At 34.4% G+C, this 23,889-nt stretch carries 26 protein-coding genes; 5 read left to right on the top strand and 21 right to left on the bottom strand.

The genetic code is table 11. From position 1 onward, the window contains the following. Positions 1–72: 72 nt before the first annotated feature. Positions 73–966: a mechanosensitive ion channel family protein gene (locus QUF93_RS13000; RefSeq protein ID WP_289359042.1), complete on the bottom strand. Its 894-nt coding sequence runs from the start codon at positions 964–966 to the stop codon at positions 73–75. 354 nt (positions 967–1,320) lie between these two features. Between QUF93_RS13000 and QUF93_RS12995 the strand changes: the two genes are divergently transcribed. After that, on the top strand, positions 1,321–1,770 hold the full coding sequence (locus QUF93_RS12995; RefSeq protein WP_151627906.1) for an NUDIX hydrolase: 450 nt from the start codon (positions 1,321–1,323) through the stop codon (positions 1,768–1,770). A 37-nt stretch (positions 1,771–1,807) separates the two neighbouring features. On the opposite strand, the gene QUF93_RS12990 is transcribed toward QUF93_RS12995, so the two are convergent. The 10 genes from QUF93_RS12990 to asnB all read right to left on the bottom strand — a co-directional run bounded on the left by QUF93_RS12990 (position 1,808) and on the right by asnB (position 10,483). Beyond that, positions 1,808–2,356 carry a cysteine hydrolase family protein gene (locus QUF93_RS12990; RefSeq protein ID WP_289359041.1) on the bottom strand — a complete coding sequence of 183 codons (549 nt, stop codon included), beginning with the start codon at positions 2,354–2,356 and terminating at the stop codon, positions 1,808–1,810. Positions 2,357–2,469: 113 nt separating this feature from the next. Beyond that, positions 2,470–2,724, bottom strand: a complete 255-nt coding sequence (locus tag QUF93_RS12985; protein WP_289359040.1) for a hypothetical protein — start codon at positions 2,722–2,724, stop codon at positions 2,470–2,472. A 65-nt stretch (positions 2,725–2,789) separates the two neighbouring features. Continuing rightward, complete coding sequence (locus tag QUF93_RS12980; RefSeq protein ID WP_002119024.1) at positions 2,790–3,278, bottom strand: putative periplasmic lipoprotein; 489 nt, start codon at positions 3,276–3,278, stop codon at positions 2,790–2,792. A 260-nt stretch (positions 3,279–3,538) separates the two neighbouring features. Continuing rightward, the gene (locus QUF93_RS12975; protein ID WP_289359039.1) at positions 3,539–4,186 is read right to left on the bottom strand and encodes a nitroreductase family protein; all 648 of its coding nucleotides are present in this window, start codon (positions 4,184–4,186) and stop codon (positions 3,539–3,541) included. Between the two features lie 98 nt (positions 4,187–4,284). Beyond that, a complete protein-coding gene (gene dat / locus QUF93_RS12970) occupies positions 4,285–5,160 on the bottom strand; it encodes a D-amino-acid transaminase (RefSeq protein WP_002119018.1) in 876 nt (291 codons plus the stop codon). A 132-nt stretch (positions 5,161–5,292) separates the two neighbouring features. After that, positions 5,293–6,255 (bottom strand): ABC transporter substrate-binding protein, encoded by a 963-nt coding sequence (locus tag QUF93_RS12965; RefSeq protein ID WP_289359038.1) that lies wholly within the window; start codon positions 6,253–6,255, stop codon positions 5,293–5,295. Positions 6,256–6,553: 298 nt separating this feature from the next. Continuing rightward, positions 6,554–7,555: an N-acetylmuramoyl-L-alanine amidase gene (locus QUF93_RS12960; protein WP_002119010.1), complete on the bottom strand. Its 1,002-nt coding sequence runs from the start codon at positions 7,553–7,555 to the stop codon at positions 6,554–6,556. Positions 7,556–7,661: 106 nt separating this feature from the next. Then, entirely contained in the window at positions 7,662–7,997 is a 336-nt protein-coding gene (locus QUF93_RS12955; protein WP_289359037.1) for a hypothetical protein, read from the bottom strand. A gap of 133 nt (positions 7,998–8,130) precedes the next feature. Beyond that, on the bottom strand, positions 8,131–8,490 hold the full coding sequence (locus QUF93_RS12950) for a GNAT family N-acetyltransferase (protein ID WP_289359036.1): 360 nt from the start codon (positions 8,488–8,490) through the stop codon (positions 8,131–8,133). A gap of 91 nt (positions 8,491–8,581) precedes the next feature. Beyond that, entirely contained in the window at positions 8,582–10,483 is a 1,902-nt protein-coding gene (gene asnB / locus QUF93_RS12945; RefSeq protein ID WP_002119005.1) for an asparagine synthase (glutamine-hydrolyzing), read from the bottom strand. A 217-nt stretch (positions 10,484–10,700) separates the two neighbouring features. Between asnB and QUF93_RS12940 the strand changes: the two genes are divergently transcribed. Further along, the gene (locus tag QUF93_RS12940) at positions 10,701–11,168 is read left to right on the top strand and encodes an Hsp20/alpha crystallin family protein (protein WP_002119002.1); all 468 of its coding nucleotides are present in this window, start codon (positions 10,701–10,703) and stop codon (positions 11,166–11,168) included. A gap of 35 nt (positions 11,169–11,203) precedes the next feature. On the opposite strand, the gene QUF93_RS12935 is transcribed toward QUF93_RS12940, so the two are convergent. Next, entirely contained in the window at positions 11,204–11,791 is a 588-nt protein-coding gene (locus tag QUF93_RS12935; RefSeq protein ID WP_289359035.1) for an SCO family protein, read from the bottom strand. A 335-nt stretch (positions 11,792–12,126) separates the two neighbouring features. Between QUF93_RS12935 and QUF93_RS12930 the strand changes: the two genes are divergently transcribed. Next, positions 12,127–13,101 (top strand): MBL fold metallo-hydrolase, encoded by a 975-nt coding sequence (locus tag QUF93_RS12930; RefSeq protein ID WP_289359034.1) that lies wholly within the window; start codon positions 12,127–12,129, stop codon positions 13,099–13,101. 188 nt (positions 13,102–13,289) lie between these two features. Here QUF93_RS12930 and QUF93_RS12925 read toward each other — a convergent pair whose 3' ends face one another. From QUF93_RS12925 to QUF93_RS12910, 4 genes are all read right to left on the bottom strand, one after another. Then, positions 13,290–14,132 (bottom strand): fatty acid kinase binding subunit FakB, encoded by an 843-nt coding sequence (locus QUF93_RS12925; RefSeq protein ID WP_033712202.1) that lies wholly within the window; start codon positions 14,130–14,132, stop codon positions 13,290–13,292. 153 nt (positions 14,133–14,285) lie between these two features. Beyond that, on the bottom strand, positions 14,286–14,537 hold the full coding sequence (locus QUF93_RS12920; RefSeq protein WP_002012715.1) for a DUF2535 family protein: 252 nt from the start codon (positions 14,535–14,537) through the stop codon (positions 14,286–14,288). 328 nt (positions 14,538–14,865) lie between these two features. Continuing rightward, the gene (tatC, locus tag QUF93_RS12915) at positions 14,866–15,609 is read right to left on the bottom strand and encodes a twin-arginine translocase subunit TatC (protein WP_012260868.1); all 744 of its coding nucleotides are present in this window, start codon (positions 15,607–15,609) and stop codon (positions 14,866–14,868) included. Positions 15,610–15,662: 53 nt separating this feature from the next. After that, positions 15,663–15,842, bottom strand: a complete 180-nt coding sequence (locus QUF93_RS12910) for a twin-arginine translocase TatA/TatE family subunit (RefSeq protein ID WP_002012719.1) — start codon at positions 15,840–15,842, stop codon at positions 15,663–15,665. 213 nt (positions 15,843–16,055) lie between these two features. On the opposite strand from QUF93_RS12910, the gene trhA reads away from it, so the two are divergent. After that, positions 16,056–16,712 carry a PAQR family membrane homeostasis protein TrhA gene (gene trhA, locus QUF93_RS12905; RefSeq protein ID WP_002118985.1) on the top strand — a complete coding sequence of 219 codons (657 nt, stop codon included), beginning with the start codon at positions 16,056–16,058 and terminating at the stop codon, positions 16,710–16,712. A 37-nt stretch (positions 16,713–16,749) separates the two neighbouring features. Here trhA and QUF93_RS12900 read toward each other — a convergent pair whose 3' ends face one another. The 5 genes from QUF93_RS12900 to QUF93_RS12880 all read right to left on the bottom strand — a co-directional run bounded on the left by QUF93_RS12900 (position 16,750) and on the right by QUF93_RS12880 (position 22,220). Then, positions 16,750–17,469 (bottom strand): lysophospholipid acyltransferase family protein, encoded by a 720-nt coding sequence (locus tag QUF93_RS12900; protein ID WP_289359029.1) that lies wholly within the window; start codon positions 17,467–17,469, stop codon positions 16,750–16,752. A 111-nt stretch (positions 17,470–17,580) separates the two neighbouring features. After that, entirely contained in the window at positions 17,581–18,216 is a 636-nt protein-coding gene (locus QUF93_RS12895; RefSeq protein ID WP_289359028.1) for an FMN-dependent NADH-azoreductase, read from the bottom strand. Positions 18,217–18,609: 393 nt separating this feature from the next. Beyond that, complete coding sequence (gene pbpC / locus QUF93_RS12890) at positions 18,610–20,595, bottom strand: penicillin-binding protein 3 (RefSeq protein WP_289359027.1); 1,986 nt, start codon at positions 20,593–20,595, stop codon at positions 18,610–18,612. A 160-nt stretch (positions 20,596–20,755) separates the two neighbouring features. After that, entirely contained in the window at positions 20,756–21,244 is a 489-nt protein-coding gene (locus QUF93_RS12885; RefSeq protein ID WP_289359026.1) for a dihydrofolate reductase, read from the bottom strand. Between the two features lie 19 nt (positions 21,245–21,263). After that, positions 21,264–22,220 carry a thymidylate synthase gene (locus QUF93_RS12880; RefSeq protein WP_289359025.1) on the bottom strand — a complete coding sequence of 319 codons (957 nt, stop codon included), beginning with the start codon at positions 22,218–22,220 and terminating at the stop codon, positions 21,264–21,266. 198 nt (positions 22,221–22,418) lie between these two features. Here QUF93_RS12880 and QUF93_RS12875 point away from each other — a divergent pair, with 198 nt between their 5' ends. Next, the gene (locus tag QUF93_RS12875; RefSeq protein ID WP_289359024.1) at positions 22,419–23,876 is read left to right on the top strand and encodes a serine hydrolase; all 1,458 of its coding nucleotides are present in this window, start codon (positions 22,419–22,421) and stop codon (positions 23,874–23,876) included. Positions 23,877–23,889: the final 13 nt, after the last annotated feature.

Here is a 23,889-nt window from a genome sequence, read left to right as displayed (position 1 = left end):
AGTGTAATTCTTGTTACTATATACGCCAAGTATTAAAATCATTTTCTAGCAAAAGAAACTTCATCTTGTTTTTTAACTATCCGATGAAGTTTGTCCTCTATGAATAGGCTGTAAACTTTCAGTAGTAACGAACATATTTGCTGCTGGCATTTGCACTTGATTCTTATGAAACATAGACATTAATTCAAACCTTACTTGTCTAGAAGTTTCAAAATAATCTTCTGGCTTTATCAAACCTATAATACAAAATTCGTACCCAACATATTTAAGGTTAGGATTTAAGTCTGTAACACCAACATATTTAAATGGTTCAACAGCCTCATCCTCTACTCTATAAAGACTTTGATCTAATTTTTCATTGCAATTAACACATACTTCTTCTAACAATTCCTTAATTCTTGTAGGATCTTCCTGATAACTTACCGTGATCCGCTCAATAACTCGCATCCATCCTTTATTAAAGTTTTGAATCGTTCTGATTTCTCCATGTGGTATAGTGAGAAGTTTTCCTGACCATTCACGAATTTGCATAAAACGAATACTAATTTCCTCAATCGTTCCTGAATTTGTTCCATTAAAAGTAACAAAATCACCAACACGAAACTCTTTGTCCGCTAATCTTGCGAATCCTAAAATAACATCTTTTAGCATCTGTTGTGCAGCAAAACCGATGACAACTCCAGCTATCCCTGCACCTGCAATAATACTTTTTATATCTACAAATTGGCTAATTAAATATATGATAAGACTGATGATAATGATATATCTAAAAATAGATCGAATTACACTTTGTATCGTCTGCTCTACCTCTTCATCAAAAAAGCTTGATTTTTTAAAAAACCAATCAATAATACGGTTTATGACAAAAGAAATAATTAGAAGAACTAAAGCAAATAGTAGAAACCTTAAAAGTAAAAACTCCCTTACAAAATTAAAAAATTCCTCCGTATACGTCAATACACTCATTCATCCACTTCCTTAACTAATGAAAATTTCATACAGAGCTGATTTATTATAAATACATATTTATCATCTCGAGACTTGTTATCGGAACACCCTGTACCCTGACCTTAAATCGCACTTTCTTACTTATGTATTTGTATTCATTGTTCCTCTTCAACAATATAACCCTTCCGTCAATCTTTGCATTTAGTTGTCCTTTTCTATTTACTATAAATATACCCTTTTTAATAGCCTAAAGGGAGATTACAATAGAAATTTTTATTAACAAGTTTGCAATATTCAACTCGTTCAAAGGAATGTATTCACATAACACCGAATAGTTCATTTGATACTTTTTTCTCACGGAGGTTACAAACAATGGGATATATCGAAGAACTAAGAGAAGTTGTTGGATCAAGACCACTCAATTTAGCAGGCGTTGCTGTAGCTGTTTTCAATGAACAAGGACAAATACTATTGCAACAAAGACGAAATGGTATTTGGGGCGTTCCTGGAGGTTTTGTGGAGCTTGCTGAATCAACAGAAGAAGCAGGAAGACGAGAAGTACTTGAAGAAACAGGTATTGAAATAGGAACTTTACAGTTAATAAACGTATTTTCTGGAAAAGAATTTTTTGTGAAATTACCGAACGGGGATGAATTTTACCCCATAACGATCGCATATCTTTGCAAAGACATTACAGGTGGTACGTTAAAAGCCGATGGATTTGAATCATTACATGTACAATTTTTTGATTTAAATGGTTTACCAGAAAAAATTAGTCCATTCCTAAAAAAACTAATCGAGCAAAACGTCGTCTCAATTTAAAAGTAAAAAAGAGACCTTTTTTAAAGGCCTCTTTTTTTCACTTCACTTCTGCGTCTAAACAAGATTTAAAATGTCCAAGTGCATATTCATGACCTTGTGCATTAAAAGATGCAACTGCCTTTTCAAAAACAACAATTTTAAATCCTTTATTATAAGCATCCACCGCTGTATGAAGAACACAAATATCAGTACATACACCTACAAGGTGGACTTCTTCTATTCCTCTTTCTCTAAGCTTCATCTCTAAATCTGTTCCAGCAAATGCACTGTATCGCGTTTTGTCCATGTAATATACATTCTCAGCATTTTTATATTTTTCGTATACATCTTGTAATTCACCGAATAAGTCTCTTCCATTTGTACCTGCTATATTATGAGGTGGAAACAATTTCGCTTCAGGATGATGTACATCATTGTCTTCATGTTTATCGATCGCAAATACTACGTAATCACCTTTTTCAATAAATTGTTTCGTTACATTTACAAGTTCCTTCTCAATTTCTTGACCTGGTTTCCCGCATGTTAACGCACCTTTTTCAGCTACAAAGTCATATGTATAATCAATATTTATAAGCGCTCTTTTCATAACTACAATCTCTCCTTCTTCTGTTTCACAGTAAACAATAGAAAATTTGTTATTACGACATCGTATGTACTATTCGACATTTCGAATGAAATACCTACATTTTTCTTGCAAACTTACCTCAATCCGAGTTTATCATAAAACAGATAAACAAAGACAAAACATACTATTCCCATTATCATGTCATGGATTTGATAATTGAGCGTCATGTGAATACTCTCTTGTATAGTAAACCAAATTACTGACATCATCATACTAATCAAGACGATACGAACAAACCGATTCACATCTTCAACCTCTTTCTCTGTCATAGTAGTAATAAGTGATTTCTTATTACCCATTACTACTAGAACGCAAAACAAATTATTCACTGTTAGATCATTCAATACAAACAAAAAAAGCACACTACTTTTTAAGTAATGTACTTTTATTCATATTAAGACGCAGGCTTCGTTTCAAACGTCGCTTGATTAAAGCTAATGACTTTTCCTTTCGGGTCATTGTTTTCAAACTGAACTGCGGTAATCGTATGACTACCTGTCTCAAGCGTCTTTTCTTTTAATTGTACTGTTGTCTGTGTTGTACTAGTTACTTGATGTTTATCTGCAAATATTTGATCTACAAATACAAATGTTTCTTTATCATTTTGAAAATTGGAAAGTTCTAATTCGACTTGCTGAATTAAAGTATCCTTTTTTATGAATACAGTTGGTATATTACCATTTTCAGAAGTACCATCTGGCGTAGTTATTTTTACTTTCCCTTCTCCAATTGGCACTGCTCCTTCAGGAAATACGACCATATTCTCATCACTTGCATTTACAACTTGTTCTTCCTGGTTTGACTGTGCATCTTCTTTTTCTTTTGGAGCACCACAGCCTACTAATAACAATACAGACAATCCAGTGATTATGAATTTCTTCAAAATTCATCCCCCCTGTTATTTCATTATAATTTATTATACAAAAATAACTTCTTAATTTTAAAACTAGTTTTTAACACTTTCATGAACAAATATTAGCTTGCTCACGATTACTGTACCATACTTTCATTTTAAGAACATTAATTTTTTTAAAGAAATAAATAGTAATTCCACTCTATTCATCATTTTAGCCCAATTCACTAAAGAAATATCCATTCAAAATAAAAAGACATTGTTATTTCAATGTCTTTTCTACATAACATTTAGAAAATAAATGTTGTAATCTCATCAACTTCTTTTCGAGAAAGTTTCTTCGGCTTATCTTTCGGAAACCCGAGTGAAATTACCATATTAATTTGTTTTTGAGGCTCAATTTGTAAATATTGTCGCATTTCATCTTGAGCTAATAATACAGGTCCCGTCATTGGACAAGTACCCAGTCCTCTCGCATGTGCAGCCAGCATTAAGTTTTGCGCTGCTAAACAGCTACTCTTAATTCCTTCCTCTTCCCATACTGAATCAGGAACGAAGGCAATTGGATCAAATATCTTTTCACGAAACTTTGATTCATATGGTGTTGCCAAACATACGATTAATACTGGCGCCTCAGAGAAAGCTGTCGCATATGGACCGAAAGAACGTGTAAGTAATTTCCCTGCTTTCTCTTCTCCATTTTCTGCTGCTTTTGCCGCAAGTTTATGTAATGTATCCCATGTCATTTGTTCAATTTCTTTAATTTTCTCTCGGTTCATAATGACCAAGAACTCCCACGTCTGTGAGTTCGTATCACTCGGTGCATAACGAGCACAATCAATAATTTCTTTTATATCACTAGTGGATACTTCTTGTTCTGTAAACTTTCTAACACTTCGTCTACCGTGAATTACTTCTTTAAAATCTTCATAATTCATACATTAAATCCCCTTTTTACAGCGTTTTCAAAACTTGTCCTATGGTTGAATTATATCATGAAAAAAAGCTGGGGGAATACCAGCTTTTTTCCTCATTATTAGTTTGTCACTTTAAACAAACTAATACTTTCTTCATATGCAGCTTGTAATTTTTTCGTAATTGGTCCTCTTTCGCCGCTTCCAAACTTCTCATCACCAATTTGAACAACAGGGAATATTTCAAGTGGTGTCGCTGTAAAGAAACATTCGTCAGCCTCGTATACTTCTTGCAATGAGAATTCACGCTCTTCTACTTCAATATGTAAAGCTTTCGCTAATGTAATAACGTAGTGGCGAGTAATGCCGTGTAGAATGAAATTATCGGCCGGATGTGTAATTAATTTATTATTTTTCACCATAAAGAAATTCGAATGACACCCTTCTGTTACAACTCCATCTCGTACTAATATCGCTTCTTGATACCCTTGCTCGTTTATTTTATTTTTAATCATGATATTAGGTAGAAGGTTTAAAGATTTTATATGACAGAACTTCCAGCGTATATCCTCTTCTACAGTAACCTTTATTCCTTGTTCCATAGTAGCGGTAGGTCTTGGAAACGAAACAATATTCGCAAAATATGTTGGCTGTAAATCTTTTTCATACACATGATTTCGAGCTTGAGCTCCACGTGATATTTGAAGATACACATTCCCATCCTCTTGAAATTGATTTCTTTCAATCATTTGATGAAGTTCTTCAACTAACTCTTCCTTTGTAAACGGCGGAACAATATTTATTTCCCTCATAGATTTAAAAAAGCGTTCCAAATGTAAGTCTAGTAAATGAGGCTTCCCATCGTATAGCCTAAATACTTCATATATGCCGTCACCAAATTGGAGTCCTCGCTCTTCTAACGCAACCATCGGCTGTTCTTCTTTCGTATTTACAATTCTTCCGTTAAACAAAATCCAATCTTTATGAGTAGCTTTCAATCCTTCCCACTCCTTTATTCCATGATTGGTTTTATTGTACAACTTATCCACAATTAAAAGAAGGAATTTTCTGTATTTAAATAAACAAAAAAAGTACATCACCTATTTAAAGTGATGCACTCAACCATTCATTTATTTCAAAAAATATTTTTCAATATCATCTAGCATTAAGTTTGCAGCTTTAATACCGCCTGCTGTATTCCAAATTACTTCATCCACTTGGAATACTTTATTGTCTTTAGAAGCCTGTAGCTGCTTAAAGAGTGGGTCTTCTGTCCATTCTTTTGCTAACGTGTTTCCTTCGTTATTCTTATCTGCATCTTTATCAGATGTGAAGTAGAATATGTAGTCCCCATCCATATTTGGAATTTGCTCTTTTGTAATTCCTTTTATCGCAAATTCATCTTTATCTTGTAGTGGTGGTCGTTTAAATCCAACATCATTTAATACGACACCTGAGAATGAATTCTTTTGATAAATACGAACATCACCTGGTACGAAGCGAATAATAGACACTTTGGAGTTTATTTTATCTCCTAGCTTCTCTTTCATTCCTTCGATACGTTTTTTATAATCATCAAGAGCCTTTTGCCCTTCTTTTTCTTTATTTACAGCTTTTGTATAAAGCGTAAAGTTTTCTTTCCAATCACCACGTAATGTTTCAGCGTATACAGTTGGCGCAATTTCTTTTAACTGATCGTATATTTTTTCGTGACGCATTTTATTTCCAATAATTAAATCTGGCTTAAGCTTCATTACTGCCTCTAAATTAATATCACGCTCAGTTCCTACAACTTTCGTATCTTTTAACTCTTTCGCTAAATGAGGATACCAATCATCACCAGCACGCGGTTTTGTAGTCCCAACTGGTGTTACACCCACTGCTAGAAGGGCCTCTGCACCTTCATTTGTTAAAACTACAACTTTTTTAGGTGTACCATTTACTGTCGTTTCACCCATTGCATGCTTTATCGTATACGAATCCTTTGCTTTTGCTGATGTATCATTTTCTTTGTTCTCTTCTTTACCACACCCTGCGATTATGACCATTAGTAACATAATGCAAAGTATAAGCATATTTTTAGTGCGTGTCATACGTCCTCCTAGTTGAAAGTGATTATCAATAACGTTCAAAAGATTAATGCATATCTTACATATTGTCAATACATATATCAGAAAACTTTTTAAATATATATAATTTAGACACTCGTCCCCATTCGAAATACATATATATCCGTCTTTAACCCACATTTTTTCATTCGAAACATTTGAAAAATCAATGACCATAAGAAAGTAATTACTATTCCAGTCAACAAATAACATAAGTAATACAAAAACATGTCTCCATCTTATTATCTCAGCAATAAGATGGAGACATGTTCAATTATACTTTTCAATATTGATTATATTTAATATATGATGGATCATTATACACCCACTGATTTCCACCAAGGTTCAACCAACCGTTTTGATTAATATATACTAAATAAGATTCTGGATTATTTAATTTACGAATAACTGAAGAAGATGTTGATGGACCACTTCTTAAATTCACATTTGTTCCTTGTATATATGCGACACCAATTGCGCTTCCATCACTATTGCTCGTCCTTACAAAATTAATGTACGATGGATCATTATACACCCATTGTCCATTTCCTAAGTCTAACCATCCGTTACTTTCCTGATATACGACATACGATTCTGGGGAGTTTAGTTGACGAATAACTGAAGAAGACGTTGATGGACCACTTCTTAAATTCACATTTTTCCCAAGGATATAAGCAATCCCCTTCGTTTGTGGTGTTGGCTGAGGGTTTGGAGGTTGTGGATTTGGAGGATTCGGATTTGGAGCTACTCCAAAAATAGCTGCTATTCCGTTTGCATATGCTTGACTTAAATCTTCAATAAATTGTGGGTTCCCCAATAAATTAGCATCAAACGTTGTATCAATAAAAGCAGTCTCAGTTAAAATTGCATCCATTGCAGTCTCTCTTAGTACCGCATAATTTGCTTTTTTTTCTCCTCGATCACGAAGGCCGTATTTTGTTAATACAGGATTGACTGCTGCATGCATTTTTTGTTGCTTTTCATATGCGGAACTACTATTAGATAGCGCATTGTAAATATAACTTTCAAATCCAGTGCCACCGCCACTATTAATGTGAAATGAGATAAAATAATCTGCACCAAATGAATTAGCAATATTAGCACGTTCTGATAAAGAGATAAAAACATCACTATCCCGTGTCATTTTAATATTGATTGGGTAATTTGCAGATAAAATATCTCGCACACGTCTAGCAATTTGAAGTGTTAACTCTTTTTCCACTAACCCATTACCAACAGCACCAGAATCATATCCACCATGCCCTGCGTCTATAACAAGTTTCATATATCTTTTTTCGTTCCTTTCTTTATTGTAATAAGCTTTCATTTCTACTCGTCCTATTTTATGTTAATTGTACAAGTTCCGTTACAAATACAAATTAAAAACCCCCTTATGTAAGAGGGTTTCTATCACTTTTTTTTAACCAATTTAAAATGAATATGTATGATTGATAGTGGATGTAACGTACGCAAAATAAAAGAAATAAAAGAAATATTCCAACGCCGCTATATAGCAAACCAAACTTCAAAAAGATGTTCAACAGAGGCGGGAAATGAGATGCGTTTTGTAATACAAATAACATGCAAAACAAAATTACAAACACAGGTATATATTGTAATTCATATGGTCTTCTCTTCTTATACATTCTTTTTCGAATGAAAATCTGGCATAACTCTGCTACAATAAAGCAACTTCCAACTAATACAAGACCAGCAGTCATTGTCATACGTTCACCTACCCCATATTCATTTCATCAATTGAGACTCCCACGACTAAAGTCGCAAGCCCGAATCCTTACGGAGTTATGGATGGGATTCTTGAATGACTAATCGTTCGGAAAGGGCTGTAATCAATATTCACTATATTTTCTTTACATATATTCCATTTTCCTCAATAAAACCAGATCCCGCTATGAAAGATTTAGCTTGTTCCGTAAACATCTCTTGCAATACTTTTATTTCTTTCACATTTCTCTGTTTCATCATTTCTTCAAATGTAAAATACGTATTTGTCCCATATCCATAACCTTGATAATCAAAATGAATAATTAACTGTGACAAAATAGCACTCTCTTCTTGAACGCTATAATCTATTACACCAATATATGTATCATCAACTTTTACACAATACTGAACCTTTTTCTCATCTAAGCTGTGTGAGTGAAACATTTCCTTTACAGCGCTTTTATTTTCTATATTTACTTTCTCAAACGTAATCATATGTTGTCCATCCTTTTACTATTATTGTATCAATAATAAATGTAATTTATGAAAAAAACCTTAAGATCGAATGCGACCTTAAGGTTTTTTATTAAACTAAGCTATACGCACGCTTTGTTTCTTCGTGGAACTTATTCGTATCGTATTTATGCTCAACATAAATTTGATGCCATACCATAAACGCAAGTACAGTCCAAATTTTACGGCTATAATCGCCTTTATCTGCACAATGTGCTTCCAGTAAGTTTAATACATACTGTTTTTCGATTAAATGCTCTGTTTTACTTTCGTTTATAATATTTATAGCCCAGTCATGCATTTCGTCTTTTAACCAGTGACGAATTGGTACTGGGAATCCAAGTTTTTTACGATCTAACACGTGATCCGGAACGATTCCGCGTGCTGCTTCACGTAAAATAGCTTTCGTAGTTCCGTTAGCAATTTTAAATTCTGTCGGAATTTTAGATGCTACGTCAAATACTTCTTTATCTAAGAATGGTACACGAAGTTCTAATGAGTTTGCCATTGTCATTTTATCAGCTTTTAATAAAATATCGCCGCGTAACCATGTGAACATATCAATGTACTGCATTTTACTTACATCATCATAATCTTTAATTTCGTTATACAATGGTTTCGTGATATCCATATAGTTAACACTTTCATCGTAATACTTCATTAATTCAGCTTTCTCTTCTTCACGGAAGATTTTCGCATTTCCATAGTAACGCTCTTCAATTGGCGTACATCCACGCTCTAAGAAGCTTTTTCCTTTAAACCCTTCTTTAAGAGCACCACTTAATGCCTTTAGAACACTCTTTCCTGGGCTAGGAATGTAAGAGAACATTTTTAAAGAGTTTGGCTCACGATAAATGTTATATCCACCAAATAGCTCGTCTGCACCTTCACCAGAAAGAACAACCGTTACATGTTTACGCGCTTCTTTCGCAACGAAATACAATGGTACAGCTGCTGGATCCGCTAAAGGATCATCCATATGCCAAATAATTTTTGGGAACTCATCCATAAATTCTTGCGCTGTAATGAATACGTTATGATTTTTAACTCCTAATTTCTCAGCAGTTTCTTTCGCAACATCAACTTCACTGAAACCGCGTTGTTCGAAACCAATAGAGAATGTTAATAGATTTGGATTCATTTCTCTTGCGATAGAAGCAATAATAGATGAATCGATACCACCAGATAAGAAAGAACCTACTGGTACATCACTACGCATATGCACTTTTACAGAATCGTATAATACATCACGAATTGCTTGGATATGCTCCTCTTTCGTTGCGCTTGAAGCGTTGAAATAAGGATTCCAGTAGCGATGGATTTCCATCTCTTTACCGATTTCTTTTACGAAGTAATGACCAGGCTCAATTTTGTTAACATCAATTGTTAATGTTTCTGGCTCTGGACCATATTGGTACGTAAAGTAGTGTTGTAATGACGTTGGGTTTACCCCTTTGTCTTCCATTACATGCATAATACTTTTCTTCTCAGATGCGAAGAATGTAGTATCACCTTGTTGTGCGATGTATAAAGGCTTAATGCCGAAGTGGTCACGCGCACCGAAAAGTTTCTTTTCTTCACGATCCCAAATCATAAATGCGAACATACCACGAAGGTAGTCTACACATTTTTCTTTCATATGTGCATACAATGCAATAATAACTTCTGTATCCGATTGTGTAGCAAAAGTTGCACCTTTTTCAAGTAACATTTCACGTAGTTCTACATAATTGTAAATTTCACCATTAAAAATAATTACATATCGATCATTTTCATAAGTTAGCGGCTGATGTCCTGCCTCTAAGTCAATGATACTTAAACGGCGGAAGCCAAATTGTACATGTTCATCACGAAAATATCCTTCGTCATCTGGACCGCGGTGGAAAATCATCGTGTTCATATTTTCAAATTGATGTTTTTCTGTTTCTGAAAACTCTCTAGGGTTTTCACATAAACATCCTACAAAACCACACATACTTCTTACCCTCTTTCAGTTTTCATTCTGTCTCAATACTACTATATCAACCCTATTTATACTAGCATAATCAACTGAATATGGCGACCAAAAACTATAAAAAACTCACTCCATTTCACATTTTTAACATTTTTTTATGAAAACATGAAAACTAGGCACTCACCTTTCTCCGCTTTTGTCATATGATATTGCAAATTGATTTCTAGGAGGGAATACTATGAGTGAAGAAAAAAAAGATTCTTCTCGCCCACCGGTTCGTAATTATTTAAAACAAATTGATGACTTTTTCGAACAAACACCTCTTCGTGGCGTAATTGCTGATTTAAATCATTTTTTCCAAAAAGGAAACCGTTTATTAACATTCCCAGTAGATTTATACGAAGTTGGTGACGAACTCGTCGTTACAGCCGAACTACCAGGTATACAAAAAGAACAAATTCAAATTGAAATACAAAGCGAGTACTTAAAAGTCTCTGTAAAAGAAGATATACTTGAAGAGACAGAAGAAGAACAAACATCTCATAACTATTATCGCCGAGAACGTTCCATTTCGGAAGCGTCAAGAATTATTAAGTTACCATATTTAATTAATAAAAAAGCAGCGAAAGCTTCTTATCAAAACGGTGTATTAGAAATTCGTGCAACGAAATTGCCACAACAGCATGACATTTTATCCATAGACTAAAAGACAAAAAAGAAGGGTGCTAGGCACCCTTCTTTTTAATCCACTAATCGCTTCATATCACGTATAATATCTTCGTATGGCGTATTACTAATGCCACTATATTTTTTCATAACTTTTCCATTTTGATCGACTAAGAAAAATGATGTTCCGTGAATAACTTGCCCATTCTCTGGTTTATCTACAAGCGATTGGAAGTTATCTTTTGAAAACTTTGTAATATCCTCTAGTGAATAACCTGTTAACAAGTTCCAGTTACTTGTATCTTCTGTAAACTTTTGAATGAAAGCTTTCAAATTTTCTGGCTTATCAAGGTCAGGATCTACACTAAACGAAACAAACTGAACGTCCAATTTCTCTTCCTTAGCCATTTTTTGTAATTTAGCCATATTAGCAGTCATTGGCGGACAAACCGTTTGACAGCTTGTAAACATGAAATCAGCTACCCAGACTTTCCCTTTTAAATCTTTTGTACCAAACGGCTTTCCTTCTTGATTTGTAAATTGGAAAGTTTCTAAATCCCAGTTTAACGGTTTACGTAATTTTGACCCTGAACTGCTACAACCTGCAAGTACAAAGAGACAAAATACAACCATAAGACCAATTAACTTTTGATAATGCTTCATTATTAAACCTCTTTTCTCTTCCCTTAATTTATGTAAGTTATGTACATCATAACAAAAGTAAATACTACGAGAAAATTGTTTACTTCATTTGTTCACGAAATCGTACGATTTTACGTATGTTACTTCTTTATTTCAAGCTAATTACTAGACAAAATATATTTTACTACTATTATTTCTCTAAACATTATTTGCGAAACAAAGTTCATTGTTAAATTTGTAAATACCTCCCCCTATTTTTTTACAATTACTTAAACATTAATCCATGTTAAACACTGTTTTCCTTTACAACATTTCGGTACAATACAACTACAACGATTTTAAATGAGGTGATGTTCATGGCTAAGCGCTATGAAAATATGGATAATGTAAGTACAAAAAAATCAATTCGCTCCTTCTTACGCTGGCGTAAAGAGAGAAAGCAAAACAAAAAAGATTTTTCTTTTCTAGTAGAACAATCACCTGTTAAACAAAGTGAATTTTTGCTAAATAACTTTAAAAAAACGACTGTCACATGGATTGGTCATTCAACTTTTCTCATTCAAACGAACGGCTTAAATATTTTAACAGATCCAGTATGGGCTAATAAATTAAAGTTAGTTCCACGACTTACTGAGCCAGGGCTCACTATAAAAGAACTGCCTAAAATCGATATCGTTCTTATTTCACACGGTCATTACGATCATTTAGACTTTTCATCTCTCCGCCAACTAAACGATGATATTTTATACCTTGTTCCTATTGGGCTAAAAAAATTATTTACTCGTAAAAAATTCACCAATGTAGAAGAATACAACTGGTGGGAAAGTACAACAATTGATGACGTCTCTTTTCACTTCGTACCTGCCCAGCACTGGACGAGAAGAACATTATTTGATATGAACACCTCTCACTGGGGAGGATGGATCATTGATAATATGACTTCTTCAGAAACCATTTATTTTTCTGGTGATAGTGGTTATTTCCAAGGATTTAAAGAGATCGGCAAACAGTTTTCAATCGATATTGCACTTATGCCAGTTGGTGCCTATGAACCAGAATGGTTTATGAAAGTGTCTCACGTTTCACCAGAAGAAGCTGTGCAAGCCTATCTAGATATACAAGCTACACATTTCATTCCAATGCACTACGGTACTTTTGCTTTAGCAGATGAAACACCAAGGGAAGCAGTAACACGACTACGAAACAACTGGAATTTACGAATGCTACCGTGGGAACAACTACATGTTCTCTTTTTAGGCCAAACTTTCACTTATAGCCCTATTGTCCCAGATAAAGAACCAGTAAAAATCATAGAAACCTCTCATGTATAATAGAACTAATTTTTGCGAGTAATTTATCATATACTTTAAAAAATTGAAAAGGGTGTTTTCCATGAAAGATTATTTACAGACTCGCTATATAATTAGCTGTAGCGCCTGTATTGCCTTTCTCATTTCTTATTTTTTGTCCTGAAATGATAAAAAAGCTACTTGAAAATTCATTTCAAGTAGCTTTTTTATTACTCTGCTAAATACATAAAACCAATTGCTCCTGGTCCTGTATGAGTACTGATAACTGGTGTTGTATAGAAAATCTCTGATTGAGTGAATCCATTCACTTTTTCAACAGCAGCTTTTACACTTTCTGCTAAAGGAATTGCTTTTGCATGAGGAATCGCAACAGCCTTTACAACTTTCCCAGCTGTATCCTGCTCAAATAATTTTGTTAACGTCTTTACAATCTGTCCTTGACTACGAACTTTTGTCACTGGATTGTATGCTCCACCTTCCAGATTTGCAATTGGTTTGATGTTCAGTAAAGAACCGATAAATGCTTTCCCTTTACCAATACGTCCACCTTTCACTAAGTTCTCTAATGTATCTACGACTACGTATAAACGAGTATTTTTTCTCACTTCATCAATTCGATTTATAATGTCTTCTAGTGAGCGCTCTTCTTTTGCCATTTTTGCAGCCTCAATTACTTGATATGCTAGAGCATGGCTAATGAATTGAGAATCAACAACCGTTACTTTTGTGTCTGTCATTGATGCGGCACTATTTGCCGTTGCAACTGTACCACTCATTCCACCTGTCATATGAATGGAAAGTACTTCACTTCCATCTTCCCCTAACTTTTCATACATTTCTACAAATGTACCCATAGCTGGTTGTGATGTTTTTGGTAATTCTTCTGATTTCGCCATTTCTTCAATAAATTCATCTGGTTGTAAATCAACGCGATCTAAGTATGTTTGTCCATTTACAGAAATAGATAATGGTAAAACATGAATATCATACTTCTCAATCACTTCTTGAGATAAATCTGCCGTTGAATCTGTTACAATTTTAATTTTTTGCATATTATATTCTTCCCTTTCCAATACGCTCTCCCTGTTATTATACTAGCATTCCCGACGCTTTCAACAATTTCGGATAAATTTCACCAAATTAATTATATTTTTATACCTAAAATGAAAAAGACAGAGTCTACCTAACTCTGTCCCTACTGTGTATTATGCATTCTTTTCAAGAGTATTTGTTTTATATACATTTGAATAATCATTCCACTTCAAACAACTTTGTAAATATTCACGGAAAGAGTACGAGAATCTTGGGTTTTTATGTTTTTGAATTTTTGCAATAAACAATTGAAGACGAGACTGAATTAGAAATGCTAATGGATGCTGTGTTTGTAGGACAGGGATTTCAAATATTTTAATACAATTCCCTGTTGCATGAGTGAAATAAAAACTTTTCGTAATCACAATATCAATCCTCTTTTTCGTTGGATTTTTGAACTTCCTCCACTTTATTCTTTAACACCTTTTTTAGTGTAGGTTTCCTATGAATACTAAAATATCCTTAAGCTGCCCCGTTTAGAAGTTACTACTTCATTTATATCCACCTAATTCGAATCCTGTCCTATATATACTTTGAGACGGGAGTCTTATTACCCATATATAGCTTTATAACTTCAGTATAAACTTATAAAAATGAAAAGTTTGTCTAAATTTTGGAGATTCTATAATTTTTTTCTTCTATATATTGTATACAATTATAGTTAGAGTATAACAAATAAATTAAAAAGTGCCTTTATAACGAGGCACTTTTCGACTGTATTTCTTCTTCTCTTTTCTGTTTTCGTTTACTAACTATCTTTGATAAAGCGATACTAATTTCATAAATACAAATAAGCGGTACCGCTACTAAACTATGTGATAAAAAATCTGGCGGCGATATACATGATGCAATTATAATCAACACGACATAAGCATATCTTCTTATTTTCTGAAGAAATTCTGCCGTTAGAAGACCTATACTCGTTAAAAACATAACAACTACAGGTAATTCAAATATAACAGCAAACGGAACTGTTAAATTTAATACAAAATGAAAATATTTTTCCGTTGTAAACATTGTATTAAACATCTCATTACCAATTGTAGTTAGGAAATGAAATAAAAATGGCATGACGATAAAATAACCGAAAGATAGGCCTGCTATAAATAATATAGACAATACCGGTATATACATTAATGTCATTTTTTGTTCATTGGGATGTAAACCTGGTTTTACAAATAGCCAAATTTGTATCGCAGCAAAAGGAATTGTACAAACGATAGCAAATACTGTAGCAATCGAGAAAAAAATCCACAACACATCACTTGGACCGAGAACAGTTAATTTCATTGGTAAATCTTTTACAAGCCAAAAATAAATATCCTTCGTAAAAGTAAATCCAATAATTAAAAATAATACAAAGGATAATACTGTATATATTACTCGTTTGCGAAGCTCAACAATATGTTCTACTACGCTCATTTCCCGATCTTCCATCTCGTTCACCACACTTTATTTATCCATTCCGAGAAAAACTTCATCATATTCTTTTATTTATTTTTTTCCTTCTCTTGAAATGCCTCATCAGTCAATTCTTTTGTTGATTTTTTAAATTCTTTTAACGTTTCCCCTAAAGCTTTCCCAATTTCCGGTAACTTTTTTGGGCCGAATAAAATTAACACTGCAACTAAAATTAAAATTAACCCTGGAAAGCCAATATTTGAAAACATTTCCCCATCCCCTTCATAAGTAGATTCCTTGTCCTACTATTCCATAAGTTCATTTTGTCAAAAAATTTTGTAAACGTCAATGTATCCGTTGTCTTTTGTCAAAAAAATTCAAAAATAAAATCAATTATACAAATATCATTTTCTATTCCTTTTGTATATGATATGGTTAAGGAAAATATAACTTATCTCAATACAGTGAAAGGGATTAACATTATGACGCAAAAAATCACAAGAATGACCCAATTTGTAAAAGAAGAAATTGCGAATGCAATTACCCATGGTATCGGTGCCATTTTAAGCATCCCTGCCTTAATCATATTAATTATTCATGCTTCCAAACATGGCACAGCATCTGCTGTTGTTGGCTTTACCGTTTATGGCGTAAGCATGTTCTTGCTATACTTATTTTCTACACTGTTACATAGCATCCATCATCCAAAAGTAGAAAAGTTATTTACCATTTTGGATCACTCCGCCATATATTTATTAATTGCCGGCACGTATACACCATTTCTACTCATTACACTGCGTGGTCCGCTCGGTTGGACTTTACTCGCAATTATTTGGACCCTTGCGATTGGTGGCATTATTTTCAAAATCTTCTTTGTTCGTCGCTTTATTAAAACATCAACATTATGTTATATCATTATGGGTTGGCTCATCATCGTTGCCATTAAACCCCTTTATGAAAATTTAACCGGTCACGGCTTCTCACTACTATTAATAGGCGGCATTTTGTATTCTGTCGGAGCTATATTCTTCCTTTGGGAAAAGCTTCCGTTCAATCATGCCATTTGGCATCTCTTCGTACTAGGTGGTAGTACAATGATGTTTTTCTGCGTACTGTTTTATGTCTTACCCGCAGCATAAAAAAAGTTTCAGCTTGTATAAGCTGAAACTTTTTTTATTACGTATGTAATTGAGATGCAATAATATCTTTTGTATGCTGGGTTAACTCTTTAGCATCCATACTTGCATATTCTTCAGGTGTAATTGGCTTAGAAATTGTTAATGTTGCATGAGCTGGTTTCATACGATTTCCATTAGCCTCAAACATCTTATATGTACCATCTAAAGTTACTGGTAAGATAGCTACGCCAGATTTTACAGCAAGGTGAAAACTCCCTGCTTTAAACTCACCGATTTCGCCACCCTTACTTCTCGTTCCCTCTGGAAAAATTACGATAGAATGTCCATTCTTTAACAGCTCAATTCCATCTTTAATTGCCTTAAGAGATTGACGGCGATCGCTACGGTCCATGAACACACAATTCATTAGTTCCATCCATGTTGGTACAACCGGAAACTTTTTAATTTCCGCTTTTGAAACGAATCCAATTGGCTTATTTAAGTAACCTAGTAAAACAGGAATATCCATATTACTTTGATGATTACTTACAACTAGCACCGGCTTGTCTTTCGGAACATTTTCAAGTCCCTTTACTTCTACAGTCGATCCAGTTACACGTACCATTTTCTTACCAAACCAGTTTGTTGTTTTATACACAACACTATCTTTTTCTTGCGGTGACATCGCATTTGCTTTTCTTTTTATACGCCACAATCTTGGTGTAATCGCAATTACGATTAAAATTAAATAAAAGATTTTAAAAAACGTTTGAATCATACAGAACCCCCACCTATTATCATTCCGACCTTCATTATACTAGACAAACGAAGGAAAAAGAAGAAAAAATGTCCAAACAACAAGTGTTTGGACATTTTGAAGTTTTCTATATTAGAAACGTTTTGCTAATTCGCGTGCATTTACAATTGCTGCTTCTTTAATGTTTTGTGCTTTTTCAGGATTTGCATTCATTCCTTCAACTGCAATATATTCAGTGTCTGATACACCCATGAATCCTAATACTGCATTTAAGTGATTGCGACCGAAGTCCATAGATGCGTATGCTCCTTCAGAGTAAACGCCGCCTGTAGCTTGAATATGAAGTGCTTTTTTGCCTTCTAGTAAGCCAACTGGACCATTTTCAGTATATTTGAATGTTTTACCTGCGATTGATAAGTTATCTAAGTATGCTTTCACTACTGCTGGGTAGCTGAAGTTCCACATTGGAGTCACGAATACATAACGATCTGCATGCATAAATGTTTCTAAGTTATTGTTCATTGCTGCAACTTTTTGTTGCTGATTTTCACTTAAAGTTTCGAATCCTTCGCCTGCTGCAAATTTACCCCAAGCAGCGAATACGTCTGCATCGATTGCTGGTACAGTTGTATTGAATAAATCAATTGTTACAACTTCATCTTGTGGATGTTCGTTTTTATATGCTTCGATGAAAGCTTCCCCTACTGCCATACCGAAAGAACCTTCTGCTGAATTTGGATTTGCTGTAATAAATAGTACTTTTGTCATTGTATTATCTCCCTTTTTCTAATTTATCTTTAATTTGAGATTTATTATTTTATGGTAAATAACTTACCTTATGTAAGTATAATACAAAAAGTCTCAATAGATGTCAATAAAAATAGTTACTTTTTTTTCGTAAGTTAATAAAGTGAAACTTTAATCAGTGGGGGTTTTGTCCATCTCCCACTGATTATTAGCCTTCACCAATCGGGCTTTTACGGGCAGTCCGATTCCCCCCTAACTCCCTCGCATTTACCGAAATTTGAGGTGGGAGTCTTACTGCCCACAAATAGCGGGATAAGTTATATTATTTCAATTAGTTTTTGTATATAAATATTAAGGTTTTAACCAAATAAAAAGACTATCTCCATATTTCATGGAGATAGTCTTCATCAATTACTACTTTTGAAAAACATGTTTCACTTTTTCAGCCGGAATATTACTTCCACCTCTACCTTTTACATCTTCAATCATCATTGTAATGACCATATCAGGTGAATTTAAATCAAACGCAGCGAACCAACCTAGTTCTTTTCCTTCTGCCTCTTTTGATACTTTTAATTCTGCTGTTCCTGTTTTACCAGCAAGAGTCATACCATCAATTTTCGCAATTTTCCCAGTACCATCTGGATCGTTAATTACTTTTGTTAAAGCCGTTTTCAATATATCTTGAGTTCCTTTAGAAATCACATTTTCTTTCCAGGCCTTTGGTTGTTTATCTGTTTTAATAAGATATGGCGACGGAATCGTTCCATCATTTACAATTGGTGCATACGTTAAAGCTAAATGAAGAGGAGTCATTAAGACTTCTCCTTGTCCATATCCTGTATCTGCCATTTGAATATCATTTTTTATGCCATCATTTGCGATTTTAGAAACCGGGAATCCGTATTCAATTGGTAATTTCTCATCAAATCCAAATTTTTTCGCCTCAGCCATAAATTTATCTTTTCCAATTTTCAAAGCTTCTTGTGCGAAGTAAATATTATCCGAGTATTTCATTGCCTTATCAAAATCAATCGGATTTGCATCTTTTACACGTGTTACGTAATAATTGCCCCAAGAAGAATCTTTCGTCCATTTCAATCCTTCAATTTTCAATTCTTCTTTTGGATCGATTGTTTTTGTTTCAAGTCCAATTGCACCTGTAATCGGCTTAAATACAGAACCCGGAACCGATAATTGTGTGAATCGATTCGTCATTGGTTTTTTCGGGTCATTATTCCAAGCTTCACGTTGAGCTTTTGATGTCCCTCTCGCAATAAGATTAGGATTGTATGCTGGACTACTCACAAGTGCAATCGTTTCTCCACTTTTCGGATTGATTGCTGCACTTGATCCAGCTTCTCCTTTCATTTCATTATAAATTTTTTCTTGAGTAGCACTATCGATAGTTAAAGTTACATTCTCTCCATCAACAGCATCTGTTTTCGCTAAATTTTTAATTTCTTTTCCTTGTGCATCTTCCATGAAGACACGGCCACCTTTTTTACCACGTAGCTTTTCTTCCAATACCTGCTCTAAACCAGCTTTACCAACTGGATCATCAGCTTGATACCCTTTCTTTTGAAGCGTTTTTAAATCTTCAGCATTTACCTTTCCGATATAACCAGTTAAATGCGCTGCCGCTTCTCCTAACGGATATGTACGAACATTTACAGGTTTTGTTGCAACACCTGGTAAATCAATGTACGTATTTTGTGTTGCCCCTTCAGGCAAAATTCCAATTGGTACGAGATACCCTGGTTTTACCCATTTAGCAGCTAGTTTTTGATCAATTTCTTCTACAGACATATTTAACAACTTCGCTACCGTTTCTTTCGTTTGTGGAGCAGCATCTCCTAATTTTTCTGGAATCATTCCGATTTCAGAAGCTTTACCATTCGTCGCAAGACCTTTTCCATTACGATCGTAAACTTCACCACGCTTTGGTTGTGTTGTCTGCATACGCACTTTACTATCTTTTGTCATGCCTGGGAAAATAAAATCAGGAGTCCAATCAACTTTCCAAGATTCTTTATCTCCATCTTTTTCTTTCACCATTTTTGCTTCATGGCCAAAAGAGATATTACCACCAACTGTATCCATGCTTACTTTAAAAGGAACAGGGCCGTTCTCTTGCTTATCCTCTTTTACTTCGCCAGTCTCTACTTTTAAGTTTTTCACTTCTATACCTGCATAAATTTTTTCATATTTCTCTGTGAAATCTTTTTTAGAGATATTCTTTTTTGCATTTTCTGATAATTGATCATACATATCAGCAAATTTTTGCTTATTCCACGCTTTGACATATGTATCAAACGCTTCTTGTGGTTTTTCTTCTTTGCCGCATCCGACTAGCATTAATGCAAAACAAAGAAAAAGAATCCCCCATATTTTTCTCAACCGATTCTCCTCCTTTTATTACAAAACGTGCTTCTAAAGATTTTTTTTAGCATTTTGTACATGCTAGCTCTCATTATAGCACTACCGAATCACATCTATAAAGATATATCTAATAATACAAATAAAGAGGTTGATGTGAATATTCACATCAACCTCTTTCCTATTGTTGCTTCTCATATATATGGTAATAGTACGTATACGGATTTTTTTCATCCGTAACACCCTGCTCGACAAAAACCTCTTTCCAATCCGTCATATCCATTTCTGGAAAGAACGTATCTCCGTCAAAAGCATGATGAATCTTTGTAATATACAATTTCTCCACATACGGTAAGAACAGATCATAAATTTGCGCCCCACCAAAAATAAAGATTTCTTCTTCATCTTTACATAGCTCAAACACTTCTTCCACAGTATGAGCAACTTCGCAACCTTCTACATGATAATCACCGTTACGCGTTACAATAATATTACGTCTTCCTGGGAGCGGTCTGCCAATCGCTTCGTAGTTCTTTCTTCCCATAATAAGCGGGTGACCCATTGTAGTTTTCTTCACGTACTGTAATTCACTTGGCAAATGCCACGGTAGTTTATTATCTTTACCAATTACTCTATTTTCGTCCATTGCGACCATAAATGAAATAATCATCTTTTCATCTCCTCTACAATTACACTGCAACTGGTGCTTTAATTGCTGGATGTGGATCATATCCTTCAATCGTTAAATCGTCCATTTCAAAATCAAACACAGATTTCACATCTGGATTTAATGTAAGTTTAGGGAACGGACGTGGTTCACGTGCCAACTGCTTTTCTACTTGTTCAAAATGATTTGTATAAATATGTGCATCACCAATTGTATGAACAAACTCTCCTACTTCAAGACCACATTCGTGTGCAATTAAATGTGTTAGCAATGAGTAACTTGCAATGTTAAATGGAATTCCAAGGAATATATCTCCACTTCTTTGATATAACTGACAAGAAAGCTTTCCATCCGCTACATAAAACTGGAATAGCGTATGACAAGGCGGTAATGCCATACTTGGTACATCTTCAGGATTCCAAGCAGAAACGATTAGGCGACGTGAATCTGGCGTTTTTTTAATCATGTCAATTACATCTTTTAGTTGATCAAGTGTTTCACCAGCTGTCGTTTTCCAAGCACGCCACTGCTTTCCGTATACGTCTCCTAAATAACCATATTTATTCGAAAAATCATCATCTTCTAGAACATTCTTTTTAAACAATTCCATTTGCTCATCGTATTGCTTCTTAAATTCCTCATTTTGTTGAGAGCGAAGACCGAAATCTGTCATATCAGGACCATTATACTCGTCACTTTCTACCCAGCTCTTAAACGCCCATTCATTCCAAATATTATTATTATGTTGCAATAAATAACGAATATTTGTATCACCTTTCATAAACCAAAGCAGTTCACTTGCTACTAGGCGAAATGGGACTCTCTTTGTCGTTAATAAAGGAAATCCTTTACTTAGATCGAAACGCATTTGGTATCCAAATACAGATACAGTACCTGTCCCCGTACGATCTTCTTTCTTCGTACCGTGCTCCATTACATGACGGCATAAATTTAAGTATTCATATTCAGCATGTTTCATATGTAGGAAAACCTTCTTTCAATCTTATATGAGATTTATCATAACATGAAAAACAGCGAATTTAATAATCCGAATTAATAAAAATTCTTTCAATATTTCTTACAAAATTATTAACTTTCAATATTAAAAAAGGTTTTCACTTTTCTATTACAGAAAGTATAGTGCGGAACATAAAATTTATATTTGGAGGTTGAAAGCATGTCTAAAATCAAAACTCCTGTTTTAAGTACGTTACAACATAAGGTTGAAGAGATGATGAAAGATTTACACGTTCCTGGCGCTGCTGTAGCTGTTATAAAAGATGGTGAGGTCATTATTTCAGAAGGTTTCGGCTATCGTAACATAGAGAAAAAAGAGGCTGTTACTCCGCAGACACGATTCGCAATCGGTTCTGCGACGAAAGCATTCGGTACGCTTTCATTAAGCTTATTAGCACAGCAAAAAAAGTTTAATTGGGATACTCCTGTCCAAACTTACGTACCTAACTTCTCTTTATCCGATATGCTCGCTAACTCGCAAGTTACAGGACGAGATTTAGCTTCTCATCGTACTGGGGTAAGTCGTCACGATGCTCTTTGGTACAGCTCTTCCTTATCTCGAAAAGATATCGTAGAAAAAATAAAACATTTATCACTTGATGCACCGTTCCGCACAGCATTTTTATACAACAACTTAATGTATGCAACAATTAGTTATATTGTGGAAAACATTACGAATCAAACGTGGGAGCAATACGTTACAGAACATATTTTAGAACCATTAAATATGAGGCATACAAACTTCTCTGTTACAGACTCACAAAATACAGATGATTATGCATTACCTTACGCTGAAGAAAATGGTGAAATGAAAGAAATCCCATTCCGAAATATCGATACAGTTGGAGCTGCCGGATGTATTAACTCTACCATTGAAGATATGGCAAAATGGGTTCTGCTTCATTTAAACGAAGGAAAAAGAGAAAATCATGATTTGATTTCTACTGAATTACTCCAAGACATGTATACACCGCATACTCCAATCCCGGATCAGCCAATGTTATCAACAAGTGATTCTCCATTAAATAGCTATGGGCTCGGTTGGTTTATTAGCGCTTATCGCGGTTATAAACTGATTCATCACGGCGGTAATATTGATGGATTCTCTGCACTTGCATCATTCATGCCAAATGAAAACATTGGTATTATCGTGCTAACAAATTCCGGACAAACTTTACTTCCTACTTATATTACAAAACATATTTACGACGAACTTCTCGGACTAGAATTTATCGACTGGCATGAACGTGCTGTAGAAGATAGCGAAAAAATGAAAGAAATGATGAAAGAGGCAACTGAATCACTTCCTGAAGCAATAAAAGAGACTACTCCTTCTCATACATTAGATGACTATACTGGAACTTTTGAGCATCCTGCTTATGGAAGACTGAAAGTATACAAACAAGATGACTCCTTACATGTACAATTCATGGATATGGAAATTAAACTACAGCACCATCATTACGACATCTTCTCAGCATCAATTTGTTTATTCCAAATAAAAATGGGGCTTTTATTCGCTTATGATATGAATGTAAATGGTGAATTCCCGAATCTTCAATTACATGTACCTGCAATGTTAAGTACTCAACCTCTTACATTTACAAAAATTAAATAGTTAATTTAATAGA

The organism is Bacillus hominis, assembly GCF_030348325.1.
GTDB classification, from domain to species: domain Bacteria; phylum Bacillota; class Bacilli; order Bacillales; family Bacillaceae_G; genus Bacillus_A; species Bacillus_A hominis.
The sequence above is the reverse complement of the archived record's forward strand: the minus strand, read 5'-3'. Positions and strand labels throughout refer to the sequence as shown.

What these genes read in the sequence shown, in the direction of transcription:
- QUF93_RS12910 (WP_002012719.1), bottom strand. Translation starts at nt 15,842, where the DNA reads ATGTTTTCAAATATTGGCTTTCCAGGGTTAATTTTAATTTTAGTTGCA.
- QUF93_RS12995 (WP_151627906.1), top strand. Translation starts at nt 1,321, where the DNA reads ATGGGATATATCGAAGAACTAAGAGAAGTTGTTGGATCAAGACCACTC.
- QUF93_RS12875 (WP_289359024.1), top strand. Translation starts at nt 22,419, where the DNA reads ATGTCTAAAATCAAAACTCCTGTTTTAAGTACGTTACAACATAAGGTT.
- QUF93_RS12895 (WP_289359028.1), bottom strand. Translation starts at nt 18,216, where the DNA reads ATGACAAAAGTACTATTTATTACAGCAAATCCAAATTCAGCAGAAGGT.
- QUF93_RS12930 (WP_289359034.1), top strand. Translation starts at nt 12,127, where the DNA reads ATGGCTAAGCGCTATGAAAATATGGATAATGTAAGTACAAAAAAATCA.
- QUF93_RS13000 (WP_289359042.1), bottom strand. Translation starts at nt 966, where the DNA reads ATGAGTGTATTGACGTATACGGAGGAATTTTTTAATTTTGTAAGGGAG.
- QUF93_RS12960 (WP_002119010.1), bottom strand. Translation starts at nt 7,555, where the DNA reads ATGAAACTTGTTATAGACGCAGGGCATGGTGGATATGATTCTGGTGCT.
- QUF93_RS12940 (WP_002119002.1), top strand. Translation starts at nt 10,701, where the DNA reads ATGAGTGAAGAAAAAAAAGATTCTTCTCGCCCACCGGTTCGTAATTAT.
- QUF93_RS12950 (WP_289359036.1), bottom strand. Translation starts at nt 8,490, where the DNA reads ATGATTACGTTTGAGAAAGTAAATATAGAAAATAAAAGCGCTGTAAAG.
- QUF93_RS12885 (WP_289359026.1), bottom strand. Translation starts at nt 21,244, where the DNA reads ATGATTATTTCATTTATGGTCGCAATGGACGAAAATAGAGTAATTGGT.
- QUF93_RS12990 (WP_289359041.1), bottom strand. Translation starts at nt 2,356, where the DNA reads ATGAAAAGAGCGCTTATAAATATTGATTATACATATGACTTTGTAGCT.
- QUF93_RS12965 (WP_289359038.1), bottom strand. Translation starts at nt 6,255, where the DNA reads ATGACACGCACTAAAAATATGCTTATACTTTGCATTATGTTACTAATG.
- tatC (WP_012260868.1), bottom strand. Translation starts at nt 15,609, where the DNA reads ATGGAAGATCGGGAAATGAGCGTAGTAGAACATATTGTTGAGCTTCGC.
- QUF93_RS12975 (WP_289359039.1), bottom strand. Translation starts at nt 4,186, where the DNA reads ATGAATTATGAAGATTTTAAAGAAGTAATTCACGGTAGACGAAGTGTT.
- asnB (WP_002119005.1), bottom strand. Translation starts at nt 10,483, where the DNA reads ATGTGTGGTTTTGTAGGATGTTTATGTGAAAACCCTAGAGAGTTTTCA.
- QUF93_RS12935 (WP_289359035.1), bottom strand. Translation starts at nt 11,791, where the DNA reads ATGAAGCATTATCAAAAGTTAATTGGTCTTATGGTTGTATTTTGTCTC.
- QUF93_RS12880 (WP_289359025.1), bottom strand. Translation starts at nt 22,220, where the DNA reads ATGAAACATGCTGAATATGAATACTTAAATTTATGCCGTCATGTAATG.
- trhA (WP_002118985.1), top strand. Translation starts at nt 16,056, where the DNA reads ATGACGCAAAAAATCACAAGAATGACCCAATTTGTAAAAGAAGAAATT.
- QUF93_RS12900 (WP_289359029.1), bottom strand. Translation starts at nt 17,469, where the DNA reads ATGATTCAAACGTTTTTTAAAATCTTTTATTTAATTTTAATCGTAATT.
- QUF93_RS12955 (WP_289359037.1), bottom strand. Translation starts at nt 7,997, where the DNA reads ATGACAATGACTGCTGGTCTTGTATTAGTTGGAAGTTGCTTTATTGTA.
- QUF93_RS12925 (WP_033712202.1), bottom strand. Translation starts at nt 14,132, where the DNA reads ATGCAAAAAATTAAAATTGTAACAGATTCAACGGCAGATTTATCTCAA.